Annotated in this window: 11 protein-coding genes and 4 pseudogenes; 9 read left to right on the forward strand and 6 right to left on the reverse strand. The window is 69.8% G+C overall.

What is annotated here, in order from left to right; genetic code table 11:
• Positions 1–149 precede the first annotated feature (149 nt).
• Entirely contained in the window at positions 150–1,349 is a 1,200-nt protein-coding gene (locus F3T56_RS30035) for a hypothetical protein (protein ID WP_149828492.1), read from the forward strand.
• A gap of 11 nt (positions 1,350–1,360) precedes the next feature.
• Positions 1,361–1,951: a hemerythrin domain-containing protein gene (locus F3T56_RS30040; RefSeq protein ID WP_149828493.1), complete on the forward strand. Its 591-nt coding sequence runs from the start codon at positions 1,361–1,363 to the stop codon at positions 1,949–1,951.
• 59 nt (positions 1,952–2,010) lie between these two features.
• Here F3T56_RS30040 and F3T56_RS50205 read toward each other — a convergent pair whose 3' ends face one another.
• The 3 genes and pseudogenes from F3T56_RS50205 to F3T56_RS30055 all read right to left on the reverse strand — a co-directional run.
• On the reverse strand, positions 2,011–2,355 hold the full coding sequence (locus F3T56_RS50205) for a hypothetical protein (RefSeq protein WP_425473655.1): 345 nt from the start codon (positions 2,353–2,355) through the stop codon (positions 2,011–2,013).
• A gap of 98 nt (positions 2,356–2,453) precedes the next feature.
• Positions 2,454–2,957 (reverse strand): MDR/zinc-dependent alcohol dehydrogenase-like family protein, encoded by a 504-nt coding sequence (locus tag F3T56_RS30050; protein WP_246204027.1) that lies wholly within the window; start codon positions 2,955–2,957, stop codon positions 2,454–2,456.
• Positions 2,958–3,060: 103 nt separating this feature from the next.
• Positions 3,061–3,381: pseudogene (locus F3T56_RS30055) on the reverse strand (hemerythrin domain-containing protein); the annotation flags it as partial.
• Between the two features lie 251 nt (positions 3,382–3,632).
• Here F3T56_RS30055 and F3T56_RS30060 point away from each other — a divergent pair.
• The 6 genes and pseudogenes from F3T56_RS30060 to F3T56_RS30085 all read left to right on the forward strand — a co-directional run.
• A pseudogene (locus F3T56_RS30060) lies at positions 3,633–5,297 on the forward strand (RecQ family ATP-dependent DNA helicase).
• Positions 5,298–5,455: 158 nt separating this feature from the next.
• Positions 5,456–6,130, forward strand: a complete 675-nt coding sequence (locus F3T56_RS30065) for a hemerythrin domain-containing protein (RefSeq protein ID WP_149828494.1) — start codon at positions 5,456–5,458, stop codon at positions 6,128–6,130.
• Positions 6,131–6,212: 82 nt separating this feature from the next.
• Positions 6,213–6,476 (forward strand): hypothetical protein, encoded by a 264-nt coding sequence (locus tag F3T56_RS30070; RefSeq protein ID WP_149828495.1) that lies wholly within the window; start codon positions 6,213–6,215, stop codon positions 6,474–6,476.
• 246 nt (positions 6,477–6,722) lie between these two features.
• Positions 6,723–7,214, forward strand: coding sequence for a DUF2243 domain-containing protein (locus tag F3T56_RS30075; protein WP_246204029.1), 492 nt, complete (start codon positions 6,723–6,725; stop codon positions 7,212–7,214).
• Between the two features lie 83 nt (positions 7,215–7,297).
• Positions 7,298–7,957: pseudogene (locus F3T56_RS30080) on the forward strand (cytochrome c oxidase assembly protein); the annotation flags it as partial.
• Between the two features lie 151 nt (positions 7,958–8,108).
• Positions 8,109–8,636 (forward strand): annotated as a pseudogene (locus F3T56_RS30085) (cytochrome c oxidase subunit II); the annotation flags it as partial.
• 211 nt (positions 8,637–8,847) lie between these two features.
• On the opposite strand, the gene F3T56_RS30090 reads toward F3T56_RS30085, so the two are convergent.
• The gene (locus F3T56_RS30090) at positions 8,848–9,414 is read right to left on the reverse strand and encodes a hypothetical protein (RefSeq protein ID WP_149828496.1); all 567 of its coding nucleotides are present in this window, start codon (positions 9,412–9,414) and stop codon (positions 8,848–8,850) included.
• A 361-nt stretch (positions 9,415–9,775) separates the two neighbouring features.
• Between F3T56_RS30090 and F3T56_RS30095 the strand changes: the two genes are divergently transcribed.
• Entirely contained in the window at positions 9,776–10,534 is a 759-nt protein-coding gene (locus tag F3T56_RS30095) for a succinate dehydrogenase iron-sulfur subunit (RefSeq protein WP_149828497.1), read from the forward strand.
• Positions 10,535–10,694: 160 nt separating this feature from the next.
• Here the strand turns inward: F3T56_RS30095 and F3T56_RS49845 are convergent, their stop codons facing one another.
• On the reverse strand, positions 10,695–12,854 hold the full coding sequence (locus tag F3T56_RS49845) for a cytochrome ubiquinol oxidase subunit I (protein WP_342787001.1): 2,160 nt from the start codon (positions 12,852–12,854) through the stop codon (positions 10,695–10,697).
• Positions 12,851–13,069 carry a cytochrome ubiquinol oxidase subunit I gene (locus F3T56_RS49460; RefSeq protein ID WP_281291922.1) on the reverse strand — a complete coding sequence of 73 codons (219 nt, stop codon included), beginning with the start codon at positions 13,067–13,069 and terminating at the stop codon, positions 12,851–12,853. The genes F3T56_RS49845 and F3T56_RS49460 overlap by 4 nt, the downstream gene beginning before the upstream one ends.
• Positions 13,070–13,924 lie beyond the last annotated feature (855 nt).

Raw genomic sequence — 13,924 nt, forward strand, 5'->3', positions numbered from 1 at the left:
ATCCGGTGGGGGAATCGCACGCCCTCTGGGCGCGAGCGGTGGCTGAAGGTCGGCGATGACGGCGAGACTCGCAGGTGGACCTGTGCTCGTCGTTCGCGGCGGGGTACCCGTCGGCGCACGAGTCCTCCTGTCCCAGGAGGCACCCCCCCATGACCTTCAATCCACTCGAGCAGCGGGGCATCCCGCTGGATCGGCAGCTGCGCAGCTGGCGGGAGCTGAACGTGCAGCCGATCGACCCCGACCGCTGCGACCCCTATACGCGGTGCCGGATCATTACGATGAACGGCATCGAGGTGGAGGCGATCCTCTTCAGCCACCAGCTCGCCCGGAACACGGCCGACCAGGAGGTCAAGCGGCAGCTGGCACGGACCCGCTACATCGAGGCGCAGCAGCAGAAGGTCGTGAACTGGCTGCTGCCGGGCGTCTCGTCGGTGCTGGAGACGACCATCGCCTACGAGCAGGTCGCCGTGGACCTGACGGCGTGGGTGGCGCGGATGGAGCCGGACCCCTATCTGAAGCAGGCGTACCAGTTCGGTGTCCTGGAGGACTTCGACCACCTGTACCGGTACGCCAACCTCTACGAGATGATCGAGCACCGCAAGGCGGAGTCGATCGTCGACAACCTCACCGAGGTCATGCCGGGCAGGCCCACCCGGTACCACCACCGCGATCCGGTCGACAACGTCCGTGACCCCTACGACAAGGACGCCACGAACCCCCTGTCGAAGCTGCACGCGCTGACGATCTTGTCGGCGGAGCAGCAGACCATGAACTTCTACATGAACACCGGCCCCACCTACGTGGAGCCGATCGCCCGTCAGCTCTACCAGGAGATCGGGCTGATCGAGGAGGAGCACGTCACCCACTACGAGTCCCTCGTGGACCCGGGCGAGACGTGGTGGGAGCAGCTGGTCAACCACGAGTACAACGAGTGCTACCTGTACTACTCCTTCATGGAGCAGGAGAGCGACCCCCGGGTGAAGTCGATCTGGGAGCTGCACCTGAACATGGAGCTGGAGCACCTGCACATCGCCTGCGACCTGATGCGCCGCCACGACGGACGCGAGCCGCAGGAGGTGCTGGCGCCGGAGCTGCCCAACGTGCTCACTTTCGAGCCGAACAAGCAGTACCTGCGCGAACTGCTGGATACCCAGATGGACCTCACGACCCTCGGCGCGGGCTACGTCCGCGAGGCGCACGAACGGTTCGAGAAGATGCAGGAGCAGATCCACGGCGGCGAGGCCCCGCCGAGCGACCGGGTGATGACCGAGCACGACGAGATGTTCGGCCGCGAGTACCGCGTCCAGACCGAGGGCGAGCACCCCGACCCCGCCCAGCGCGAGAAGTGAGGACGCCGCACATGTCCGAACTGCGAACACCTCAGGCCGGCGACGACCAGGCACCTGACATTGACGTAGTGGCTCTGCTGATGCGTCAGCACGGCGACATCCGCAACCTCTTCGACGAGGTCGAGCAGAGCCGGGGTGAGGAACGCCGGGACGCTTTCCGTCGCCTGGTACGCCTGCTGGCCGTGCATGAGACCGCCGAAGAAGAGGTCGTCCACCCCTTCGTCCGCAGGGCGGTCGAAGGTGGCGAGCAGGTCGTCAGGGATCGCCTGGCGGAGGAGAAATCGGCGAAGGAAACGCTGGCGGCCCTGGACGACATGGACACCGACGACCCCAAGTTCATGCCCCGGCTGATGCAGTTGCGCACCGAGGTGCAGGAGCACGCGCGGGCGGAGGAACGCTACGAGTTCGCCCACATCCGCCGCAGCACCGACGTCACCAACCTCGCCGCCATGGCCAAGGCCGTCAAAGCCGCCGAGGCGATGGCTCCCACCCGGCCGCACCCCGGTGTCGAGTCGGCCACTGCCAACGTGGCCCTCGGTCCGGTGGCCGCACTCATGGACCGCACGAAGGACGCTGTCCGCAAGGCGATGGGAAAGAGCTGACATACCCGGGAGTCGTCAAGTCGGCCGCCTCGAGATCGCCGAGGGGGGACGGGCCGGCGTCAGAAGTGAGTCTCTGGGCCACCACCGAGCGATCGAAGCATGGAGCATCCGGGCGGAATATTGCTCGGCGAGGACCTGCTGGCGCGGTATCGCGCCAGCAGGTCCTCGCCGAGCTCGTCGTCGGAGGCAGCTGCGGCGGGCAGACCGACGCAGACCAGCAGGACCGCCTCACGGGAGGAGCCGGGGTACAGGTCCAGTACCGCCGTCGACAACCAGCTGCCGATCGGCACCTGCACCGTCAGCGGATGCGCCGGATGCCCCAGCGCCCGCACCCCCTTGCGGACCTCGTCGATCACCGCGCCGGCCCTGGGCTCACGCTCCAGGTGGTCCAGCAGCCGCAGCACCCGGCTGCCGCATCCGGGGGCGGCGTGGCGTCGTGCTCATAGTGGACCGGATCCCCATCTGCGCAGACGGGACAGGGGCCGCCTGCGGTGGACCACGGTCAGCCGCCCGGCCGGATCACCGCGCGCACGCAGCCGTCGTTCTTCTCCTTGAACATGTCGTATGCCCGTGGCGCCTCGTCCAGGGGCACGGTATGGGTCGCCAGGTGGGCCGTGCTCAGCTCTCCGGCCGCCAGGCGGTCCAGCAGCATCGGGATGTAGCGCTGGCCGTGCTGCTGGGCGCCCCGCACGGTCAGGCCCTTGTTGATCACCGCGCCGAGGGGGAACTTTTCGACGGCGCCGGCGAAGACGCCGAGGACGAAGACCGTGCCGCCCTTTCGGCAGGCGTGGATGGCCTGCCGTACGGCGGTGGGGCGGTCCGTCTGGAGCCGGAGCTGCTGCTTGGCCTGGTCGTAGAGGTGGACGGGGCTGTCGCTGTGGGCTTCCATGCCGACCGCCTCGATGCACACGTCGGGGCCGCGGCCTCCGGTGCGCTCGCGCAGTTCCGCGCCGACGTCGGTGGTCGTGTAGTCGATGACCTCGCTGCCGATGTGCCGCTCGGTCATCTCCAGGCGTTCGCTGTTGCGCTCCGGCCTTTTCGCGCAGCCCGGGGAACTCGTACTGTTCCTCCGAGGCCGCGTGCTGGAGCACGTCCGCGCGCAGTTCGCGCAAGGCGGGCATGAACCCGGGGTCGTCGGGGTCCATGTCATCGAGTCGGCTCAGCTTCTCCTTCGCGGCCCGCTCCTCCTCGAGACGGTCGTCGACCACCTGCTCACCCTCCTGCAGCAGACGGCGGGCTGCCGGGTGGACCACTTCCTCCTCGGCGGTCTCGTGGACGGCCAGCAGGCGGACGAGTCTGCGGAATGCCTCCGCCCGGTCGTCGGCGGTGGCGTTCTCGACCTCGGCGAAGAGATCACGGATGTGGTTGTGCTGCTGCTTCAGCAGTGCCACGACATCGTCGTTCTCGCCGGTGTCGTCGAGGTGGGGCATGGCGTCGGTCAAGGGAGTCTCCTTGGGGTGCGATTCCGAAGCGGCGTCGGCCCGCAGACAGCGGTCACCTAGGCTTCGTCCAGGTTCTCCCTGGTGACGGGCGGCCGCGACCGCGCGGGGCCGAACGACGCGGGTGATAGCCCAGGGCGAGCAGCCGCCATCGACCTCGCACGGCTGCCCGGCGTCGCGGCCGGTCACGGGGGTACCCGGGCCGGGTCTCAGGAGTGCCGGGCCGTGAAGGGGGCGTCGCGATGGGCGTGCACGACCGGATCATCGAGCTGCGCCGCGTCGCCCGGGAGCGGTTCGGGTGGAGCGACCTGGCCGCCGAGCAGACGGAGGCGATGGAGGCACTGCTCGAGGGCCGCGACGTGCTGGTCGTCATGCCCACCGGTTCCGGCAAGTCGGCGATCTACCAGGTTCCGACCGTCCTGCTCGGTGGTCCCACGGTCGTGGTGTAGCCGCTGATCGCCCTGCAGCGCGACCAGGTCACCGGACTGCGGGAGAGCGCGGCGCCGGACGCCGTGGCCGTGAACTCGGCACAGCCCCGGTCGGCCACCGAGAGGGGCTGGCGGGCGATCCGGGACGGTGGTGCCGAGTACCTGTTCCTGTCTCCCGAGCAGCTGGCCAAGGACAGTGTCGTGGAACAGCTGCGGGAACTGGGTCCTTCGCTGTTCGTCGTGGACGAGGCCCACTGTGTCTCGGCCTGGGGACACGACTTCCGTCCCGACTACCTGAATCTGGGCGAGGCCGCCGAACGGCTGGGCCGCCCGCCGGTACTCGCCCCGACGGCGACGGCCGCGGCCCATGTCCGCGCGGACATCGTCGAGTACCTGCACATGCGCGAGGCTCACGTCGTGACGGCTGGGACCGACCGGCCGACCATCTATCTGGCGGTGCGCACCTTCACCGACGACCCTGCCAAACGTGAGGCCGTCTCTCGCTGGACGGCCCGAGCGGGCGCCCCGGGCATCCTGTACACCGCCACCCGCAAGGACGCCGAGACGTACGCGGGGCGACTGCGGCAGGACGGAGTGGACGCGGAGGCGTACCACGCGGGCATGAAGGCGGCCGACCGCCGCCGCATTCACGACGGCTTCATGGCCGGCGCTCCCGCCGTGGTGGTGGCCACCTCAGCTTTCGGGATGGGCATCGACAAGTCGGACGTACGGTTCGTCGCCCACGCGTCCGTCCCGGAGTCGCTGGACTCCTACTACCAGGAGATCGGGCGCGCCGGCCGGGACGGGGAGCCGGCCCGCGCGGTGCTGTTCTACCGCCCCGAGGACCTGGGACTGCAGAAGTTCCTCACCGCCCGGGCCCTGGACGACGACGCACTGCGCCGGATCATGACCACGCTGCTCGGCCAGAACGCCCCGCAGAGCCGTAGCCGCACGGCGCAGCTGTGCGGCCTGTCGCGCCGGAAGACCAGCGATCTGCTGAACCTGCTGGAAGAGGCCGGAGCGGTGACCGTCGAGGGCAGGCGCCGTGCAGTCCGGGCCCTGCCTGGCCGCACGGCGGACGAGGCCGCCGAAGAGGCGGCACGGGTGTTCGAGCGGCGGCGCCGCGTCGACCGCTCGCGCATCGAGATGATGCGCGGCTACGCGGAGACGCCCACCTGCCGCCGCCAGTACCTTCTGGGCTACTTCGGCGAGCAGCTCGACGCACCGTGCGGGCGGTGCGACGTGTGCGACCGCGAGGACGAGCACCCCGCCACCGGGGCCGGGCACCGCGACGCCGCTCCCCCGCCCGGGCACGGCGGGCCCTATGCGGCGAACGACCGCGTGCGCCACGCGGAGTGGGGTGCGGGCACCGTGATGCGCACGGAGGAGGACCGCCTCGTCGTGCTGTTCGAGCAGGTCGGCTACAAGACGCTGTCCCTGACAGCAGTACAGGAGGGCGACTTGCTGACCGGCACCTGACGTGCCCGGCGACCGGGCCGGGCCGTGACCGGGCCGAGCAGCAGGTGAAAACACCACAAACGGTGGGCCGCGCCGCGTCGGGGTACCCGCCACTGGACACTGTCGGCAGCCGCTCGGGCGGACGGGCGTCGCGGCCGGTCTGCGCAGAGGAGAGGTCCATGCCCGAGACGATCAAAGAGCAGACGGTTGAGCAACTGGGCGGCCCGAGCAGCGTGCTGGCCCGGCAACGCCGTGATCATGCCGAGATGGACAGGTTGATGGACCGCTATTCAACCCTGGCGGACGGCAAGGACCGCGAACGGGTCCTGCAGGAGACCGTCCAGCTGGTCTTCAGCCATGCCTTCGCCGAGGAGACCGTGCTGTGGCCGGCCGTCCGGCGCTCGGTCGAGGACGGGCACGAGTTGACCTTGCGGGTCGAGGAGGAACACCAGCAGATCAACGATCTTGTCGCCGACATCGAACGCCTGAGTCCGGGTTCTCCTCAGCGTGAGGAGAAGGTACGGCGGGTCTTCGTGCTGATACGGCAGGACATCCGCGACGAGGAGGACCTCGTGCTGCCCCGGCTGCAGGAAGCGCTGCCCGCCGCGCAGCTGCGCCGGCTCGGCACGGCATGGGACACGGTGCGACGCAGCGCGCCCACCCACCCCCACCCCGTCATCCCGCGGCGCCCGCCCGGCAACGCGGTCCTGGGTGTGCCGCTCGGTCTCTACGACCGGCTGCGCGACGCCTTCGGACTGAGCACGCCCATGGCCGCTGCCAAGAAGGTCTTCACCGGGCTCGCCGGGGTTCTGGTATTGCTCGCGGCCGTCGCGATGCGCCGTAAGCGACGGTGAACCAACCATGTGCGGCGCTGGGTGCCGAGGGCACCACGGGCAGGCCGTCGACGTCGCACGCATCTTCTGATCGGGAGGCATCATGTCCGTGTGGTCATGGGTCCGCGAACACCTGGGGGGTCGCACGACCGAGCCCTCCGCAGAGGTCCGTTCGGGTCGGTCGGAGGACACGGGCGGTAAGCCGGACACCGAGGCGGCGGACCGGCACAGCACGACGGGGACGACGCCCAACGACGTCTTCGTGGGCCGGGTCGCGGGCGACGACCCCGGCTACCTGGAGACGGGCGTCGAAAAGCGCGCCGAACCGGACACCGGAGAGGGCGACGAGACCACGACATCGACGTAGGGAAGACACCGCCCGGCATCGGTGATCGCCCAGCAGGCGTCCCGGCCGGACGACTGGCCGTCCGCGTGCCGAGTCCGCCCTGTCCTCGCTGTGCCGCCGGCCGAGTGACCGCCGCGATGCCGGTTGGCGCGGGGCGTGTTCTCCTCTCCCCTGAGGGCCGGTGCACTTGTGCTTGGCCCTGCCCTGGCGGGTACCCGGCGCCGGGCATCCCCAGCCGACGTCGTCGTACAGCGGGAAGGAAGAGCCATGAGCGACTCCGTCCGGTCCGACACCGCACCGGGCACCGGCTCCGCGACCCGCAGGTCCATGGCCGTCTGCGCGCTGATCGGGGCGGCGGTCATGGCCTCGGTCGACGAGATCGTCTTCCATCAGATCCTGGGGTGGCACCACTTCTACGATCGTTCCACCTCCGGCGTGGGCCTGCTGTCCGACGGCCTGCTGCACACCGCCGAACTGCTTGCTCTGGTCGCGGGGTTCTTCCTCTACGCCGATCTGCGCCGCCGCAGGGCCCTGGTGCCGGCCCACGCCTGGTCGGGCTTCTTCCTCGGACTGGGCGTCTTCCAGCTGTTCGACGGGGTCGTGGACCACAAACTGCTGCGCCTGCACCAGATCCGCTACGGGGTGGACGTCACCCCGTACGACTGGGCGTGGAACATCGCCGGCCTGGTCCTGCTGCTCATCGGCGTGATCCTGGCCCTGCGTGCGGCCCGCCGCAGCGGGGCCGGGCCGGCGTCGTGACACTCGCGCACGTCCACCCCGGCCCGGCCACCGGACCCGGGACGGGCCAGCTGCTCACCGTCGTGGCCGCGCTGCTGGTGGCGGTGGCGTATCTGCTGGCCGCGGGGCGTCTGCGGCGCCGCGGGGATGCCTGGCCCCGATGGCGGGATGTGTCGTTCACCGCCGGGGGCATCGGTACGGCCTGGGCGTCGGGGGGAACTGTGCCGGGAGGACCGTTCACCGGGCACATGATCCAGCACCTCGTCGTCGGCATGGCCGCCCCGCTGCTGTTCGTCGCGGCCCACCCCCTCACCCTCGCCCTGCGAGCCCTCAGGCACGGCCGGGCACGACGACGCCTGCTGGTTCTCGCGCGATCCCGTCCCGTCGGCTGGCTCGTCCTCCCACCGCTGGCGGCCCTGTTGGACGTCGGCGGCCTCTGGCTGCTGTATCGGACGGACCTGTTCGCGACCATTCGGCACCAGCCGCTGCTGCACGGCGTGGTGCACGCCCACATGCTGGCGGCAGGGCTCGTGTTCACCTTCGCCGTGTGCCAACTCGATCCGGTGCGCCGTCGCTGGAGTGTCGCCGTACGTGGTGCCACCTTGCTGGCCGCCGGCGCCGCGCACGCGGTGCTCGCCAAGACCCTGTATGCATTTCCGCCGCCCGGCACCGACTTCGCTGCTGCCGACCTACACAGCGGCGTCCAGTGGATGTACTACGGCGGCGATGTGGTGGATGCGGCCTTGGCGGTGGTGCTGGGGGTGGGCTGGTACACGGCCGGCGGACGTGCCCGTGCCCGTCGCACCCGACGTGGAGCTGCCCGGACCGGCTCCAAACAGAGGTTGACCAGTGCAGCCGGGGCACTCGGTGACCGTCGGCAGGGCGCCAGTACGGCGACATCCGCAATCTGTTCGAAGCTGGGGCTTCAACTACATCGAGAACGTGGACGGCAAGGCAGATACGGGCAACGCGAACGCCGATCCCGACCTGAGGATCGTTCCGGACAGGTACAGCAAGGATTTCCCCGAAGGCGCCGAAGGTGTCTACGACGTGGGCGTCCCCAGCACCCGCAACCCGCAGACCGGCAATCCCGGCCCGACGCTGTGGCTACCGATGGGCGAGAAGGTCCGGTTCGTCCTGTCCTCGCGTGACGTCATCCATTCTTTCTGGGTGTTGCCGTTCCTGATGAAGCAGGACGTTTTCCCGGGCCACAATGTCAATGCCTTCGAGGTGACCCCCAACCACGAAGGCACCTTCCGGGGGAAGTGCGCCGAACTTTGCGGCGTCGACCACGCCCGGATGCTGTTCAACGTCAAAGTCGTCACCCCTGATCGCTATCAGCAGCACCTCAAGGAACTGGCCGCCCAGGGGCAGCGCGGCTTCATTCCGGCAGGCATCGACATCACCGATCCGGCCAGAAACGCTGAGCCACGCAAACTGTAAGGACCCCGGGCATGAGCAATGCCACGGCCGTGCCGGGCGGTTGCTGAAGCAGGCAGAGCAAGGTGTGCTCACTCCAGCTCGCTGTGCACGTCGCTGAGGCGGAGAGTCTCGGCCGGCTTCGCCGCTCGGGGAACTCTGCGGCGACGGCCCCGCGCAGGCCGTCAACGAGCCAGCGCCTCATCAGCCAGGCATCGGCGCCACGCGGCGTTGATCAGCCGTGGTGTCGAGCGAAATGTCCGGCTTCAACAAGACGGCGGTTCCACCAGCCGGGGCGGGCTGCCGCGATCGCCTTCAGCCGGCGGTGTTCCGCACGCTGGGCGGCGACGAGGAGGGGAACCAGCGCAGGAGTCAGCAGCGGCAGGCGTCGCGGAGCGGATTCGTTCTCTAGGAGCAAGGCTGCCACGGCCGCGGTACCGGAGACGTAGAGGATCGGGTTGTAGTACGGCATGAGCCGCGGGCCAAGCCCTTCGCAGTCCGTGAGCCACGGAAGACCCAGCCGCGTCCGCCTGCGCGGCCAGCCCGTCAGGTGGGCGATCACCGCAGCCAGGCTCACGCTGTTGAGCACGGCGAAGGCCGGATCGTCCTGCGAGGGCCGGGTGCCCCCCGCCCGCCAGGCCGTTGCCGTACCGACGGCCCACGCGGTCGCAGCGGTGAATGGTCCGAGAAGGGACGCCAAGGGCATCCCGACGCCTGCGGCCAGTTCGAAGAAGGCGTGTGTGGCCGTCGCGGCTGCGGTGACCTTGGTCAGGGGCCGCCGTCGGCGCGCCGTCCGGTTCATCGCCGTCGCCTCCTCCGCCTCCGGGCGTTCCGCCTGCTGTCCTGCTCATGGCCGCCCTGGTGCGGGCGGCATCGGCTCCGACGGTGTGGGTCGCACCGGCTCGCTGCCCTGGTGTCGTTGCCGTCGCGAGTACCCAGAGCCGCGCGTCGCCACCCACTGGCCCTCGCGTGTATACCCGGCGGCTGATGATCGCGGGATCTACCGCATGCGTTGGCGCGCGGCGCCGGGTCAGCACCGGGCGTACGGTGGACCGGCGGAGCGTCGAAGCGTTCTGCGGGGAGGGGGGTCACCGCGCGCCTGCCTCGGCCGTCGACCGGTTCGGCAGGCAGCCACCACAGCGAGCGCTGGAGGGCCGGTTCCGATGGCCACGCCGGTTATGGACAAGGCGGAGCAGACTTCCGCTGCATTCCCGTACATCACGGTCACCTTCCGGATCCGCCGGTTCAACCCGGAGGGCTCCGCGGGGGCGACCTGGCAGGACTTCCTGGTCGAGATCGATCCGAAGGAGCGCGTCCTCGACGGTCTGCACAAGATCAAGTGGGAGCAGGACGGCTCGCTGACCTTCCGCCGTTCCTGCGCGCACGGCATCTGCGGGTCGGATGCCATGCGGATCAACGGCCGCAACCGGCTGGCGTGCAAGACACTGATCAAGGACATCAACCCGGGCAAGCCCATCACAGTCGAGCCCATCAAGGGCCTGACCGTGCTGAAGGACCTGGTCGTGGACATGGAGCCGTTCTTCCAGGGCTACCGGGACGTGATGCCGTTCCTCATCACGACTGGCAACGAGCCCACCCGGGAGCGCATCCAGTCCGCGGAGGATCGGGAGCGCTTCGACGACACGACCAAGTGCATCCTGTGCGCCGCGTGCACATCGTCGTGCCCGATCTTCTGGACCGACGGGCAGTACTTCGGTCCGGCGGCGATCGTCAACGCGCACCGCTTCATCTTCGACAGCCGGGACGAGGGCGGTGAGCAGCGACTGGAGATCCTGAACGGAAATGACGGCGTGTGGCGCTGCCGCACAATCTTCAACTGCACCGACGTGTGTCCGCGTGGCATCGCCATCACGAAGGCGATCCAGGAAGTGAAGCGGGCACTGATCACACGCCGCATCTGACCGGCAGCGCGCCGACGCCGCCTGCTAGGGCTGGGCGAGGACCCATTCGGCTGCGCTGGTACCTGCGCTGGGGGCTTTCCAGCCGACTCGGTGTCGGTACGTGTGGCCGGTGACGGGCGCTTTCACGTGCTGCCGTTGATGCAGCCGGCGATGAGCGCCGTCACGTGCCACTGTCTCTGTGGGTCGGTCCGTCAGCCTGTTCGGCCGGCTGGGGATGGTCGCGTTGGAAGGTGGCGTACAGCCACCACAGGGACGGCAGCAGGAGGACTGCTCCGACGGCCAGGGAGATCAGGCTGGCCGACAGGACGGTGTCGGTGGCGGCGGCGTCCTGGAGTGTGACGCCGGGCAGCAGCCGGGGGTACTGGGCGATTCCCCAGCCCCACAGCAGGCCGACGACGGCCAGGGCGGCTGTCAGCCGCACGGCCAAAAGGTGCCGGCCCCACATTAGCAGCGCCAGGGAGACCAGCCCCGATGCCACGGAGAGGATCAACAGGGGCAAGGCACTGCCGGAGGTGAGTTCGGAGTGGAGCGCGGGTGCGTCGGCGTGCAGGACGACGAGCCCTGCCGCGGACAGGACACCGACGACGAAGCCGGTGACCAGTGCGCGGCGGCGGAACGCTTCGGTCAGCGGCGCATCACCGGCTCGCTGGGCGTCTCGGGTGAGATAGACCGCGGCGAGGTAGGCGGCGGTTCCCACCGCGAGAGCCCCGCTGATCAGCGAGGTCAGGTTGAGCCAGCTGGATACGGTGCCGCCTTGGGTGATGCCTGCGGGGACCCGGCCGGAGGCCACCGCGCCCGCCACGGTGCCCAGGAAGAAGGGCGTGGCCAGGGAGGAGAAGGCGAAGGTGGCGCCGAAGAGGCGTTGCTGCCAGATCTCGACGCTGACCTTGCGGAAGGCGAAGGCCGCACCGCGGGCGATGATCCCCAGGGCGGCCAGGGTCAGCGGAATGTAGAGAGTGGAGGCGATGGCGGCGAAGACGGGCGGGATGCCGGTCCACAGCAGCACGATGACGAAGATCAGCCAGACGTGGTTGGCCTCCCATACGGGACCGATGGAGTGCTCCACCAGGTCGCGCTGGGGCCTGCCGCGTCGGGTGGTTCCGGCGAGCAGGTCCCATACCCCGCCGCCGAAGTCGGCGCCGCCGAACAACACGTAGGCAGTCAGACCGATCCACAGCACCGCCAGCATGGCCTCGGGCAGCGACATGACCGGTCCCTTCCGCTCGGCGTCTCGGACGACCTTGAACTCGGCGACATCGCGCTCCTGCGGGGCGATCGGCACCGGCTGGTCACGGGCCAGGCGGCGCAGAACATAAACCGTGGCCACGGTCAGCACCAGATACACGACGCTGACCACCACGAATCCCCACACCACTCCGGGTGCGGGGTTGACCGCCTCGGACGTGCGCAGGACGCGGTAGACGATCCAGGGCTGGCGCCCCACCTCCGTGACGACCCACCCGGACTCCAGCGCCAGGACCGCGGCCGGACCGGAGAGCACGGCGGCGCGCAGGAACCACCGGCTGCCCGGAAGCCGTTTGCGGCGCCGCCACACCAGGCCGAGCCAGGCGGACAGGGCCAGCAGCGCGAACCCGCAGCCCACCATGATCTGGAACGCCCAATGGGTGATGTTGACGGGCGGGCGGTCGCGCGCCGGCACCTCGTTCAGCCCCGCGACCTGCGCGTCTGGGGCGAAGTGCGCCAGCAGGGACAGCCCGCGGGGGATTTCCAGGGCGTAGCGCATCTCGCCGTCGACGGCGATGCCGCCCACATGCAGGGGAACACCGCGCGCGGTGTCGAAGACGCCCTCCATGGCGGCGAGTTTGACGGGCTGGTTGTCCGCCACGAAGTGCGCCGCCCAGTCACCCACCCCGATCTGCACCGGGGTCACCAGGGCGGCGATCGTGAACGGCACCAGGAAGCCGAGCCGGTGGTATCGGTCGCGGCGGCCGCGCAGCATCGCGACCGCGTACACACTGGCCATGAGGAAACCGGCGACCATGAACGCGGCGAGGATCATGTGAACGGTCTGCGGCGGGGTCGCCGGATTGAACATCGCCTCCCAAGGATCGACGGCCACGACCCGACCGCCCCGCATCTGGAAGCCCACCGGTTGCTGCATCCAGGCGTTGGCGGCGACCACGAAGAAAGCGCTGGCCACTCCCGCGACGAGGATCGGCAGTGCGGTGAGCATGTGCTGGCGGGGCGGCAGCCGGTCCCAGGCGTACAGGTAGATGCCGAGGAAGATCGCCTCGATGAAGAAGGCGATGCCCTCCAGTGAGAACGGCAGGCCGATGACCTGTCCGTAGGTGCCCATCATCCCGGGCCACAGCAGGCCCTCTCGAACGACAGGATGGTTCCGGACACCGCTCCGACCGCGAACAGCACCCCCGTCGCCTTCGCCCACCGCCGCGCCAGCAGCCGGTAGTGCACATCCCCCGTGCGGTGACCGCGCCACTCGGCGAACACGGTGATCGCGGGCATCCCCACCCCCAGGCAGGCGACGATGATGTGCCAGCCCAGCGACAACGCCATCTGGGACCGCGCCGCCCCCAAGCCGCCGGCCTCGGCATGTCGGGTGCCATACCTTGGCGGCGTTGCCCGGCGGCGGCCAGCCGGTTCTACCCGGGTGTCGTGGACGTGAGGTTCTCCACCGGGCGCGTTCCTGCACGTTGGCGCGGAGGGCGGCCTGGTGGCCACCGGGCTACGGGCCATGGCGGTCTCATGTCCCGCGTGCCGGGTCTGGGCCCGATGTCTGCCGTGAGGAGGAATTCGGGTGAGCAGCACCGCGCTTGGGGACGTGCTGTCCGCTAGGCATGTCACAGCAGCGACGCGACGTCAGCCGCAATCGGCACAGGCTCCGAGCAGCGAGGCCCGCAGAGCCGTCACGTCCCGGCCGGCGAAGCCAAGGCCGCGGCACCACCGCGGGCGGGGCTGGCCGTCTGCCAGCGGAGTGGTGGAGTACAGGGTGGATCACTTGGCCTCGCAGCCGATGACGTCACCGTCCCGGTCAAGGCGGTCCTGGTCGTCGGGAGCCGCCCCAATCGGGGCCTGAGCGACCTGAGCAGTCCACTTCGGGGACACCAGCGGGAGGCTCGTCCGGGAGATCCGGGAGGTCCGGTCGTGCCGGGGCGTCCGGGGCAGGCGAGTCAGGCGAGTCGTCTGTTGCCTCTTTCGGGCACCACCAGCTGGCAAGCTCGTTTGTTTCCCCCGCATCTGCTGCGGCTGCGGCAGCCGTGGGAGCGGCGGCCCCGCCGCTTGCTGCCCCGGTCGGCCCTCCCCCGAGTTGACCGGGTCTCATGTGCCGTTCGTGGCTTGCACGCGGCGACACAGGGCACCCGACATGCGCGGATCGGCGTCCGCCGCGCGGGCACAGGGGCGGTGAGTCGG

It is taken from the genome of Streptomyces tailanensis (genome assembly GCF_008386495.1).
Lineage (GTDB): Bacteria > Actinomycetota > Actinomycetes > Streptomycetales > Streptomycetaceae > Streptomyces > Streptomyces tailanensis.

Bases quoted from the DNA above. Each gene is read 5' to 3' on its own strand.
- F3T56_RS30035 (WP_149828492.1), top strand. From the start codon at position 150: ATGACCTTCAATCCACTCGAGCAGCGGGGCATCCCGCTGGATCGGCAG.
- F3T56_RS30040 (WP_149828493.1), top strand. From the start codon at position 1,361: ATGTCCGAACTGCGAACACCTCAGGCCGGCGACGACCAGGCACCTGAC.
- F3T56_RS30050 (WP_246204027.1), bottom strand. From the start codon at position 2,957: ATGACCGAGCGGCACATCGGCAGCGAGGTCATCGACTACACGACCACC.
- F3T56_RS30065 (WP_149828494.1), top strand. From the start codon at position 5,456: ATGCCCGAGACGATCAAAGAGCAGACGGTTGAGCAACTGGGCGGCCCG.
- F3T56_RS30070 (WP_149828495.1), top strand. From the start codon at position 6,213: ATGTCCGTGTGGTCATGGGTCCGCGAACACCTGGGGGGTCGCACGACC.
- F3T56_RS30075 (WP_246204029.1), top strand. From the start codon at position 6,723: ATGAGCGACTCCGTCCGGTCCGACACCGCACCGGGCACCGGCTCCGCG.
- F3T56_RS30090 (WP_149828496.1), bottom strand. From the start codon at position 9,414: ATGAACCGGACGGCGCGCCGACGGCGGCCCCTGACCAAGGTCACCGCA.
- F3T56_RS30095 (WP_149828497.1), top strand. From the start codon at position 9,776: ATGGCCACGCCGGTTATGGACAAGGCGGAGCAGACTTCCGCTGCATTC.
- F3T56_RS49845 (WP_342787001.1), bottom strand. From the start codon at position 12,854: ATGATGGGCACCTACGGACAGGTCATCGGCCTGCCGTTCTCACTGGAG.
- F3T56_RS49460 (WP_281291922.1), bottom strand. From the start codon at position 13,069: ATGGCGTTGTCGCTGGGCTGGCACATCATCGTCGCCTGCCTGGGGGTG.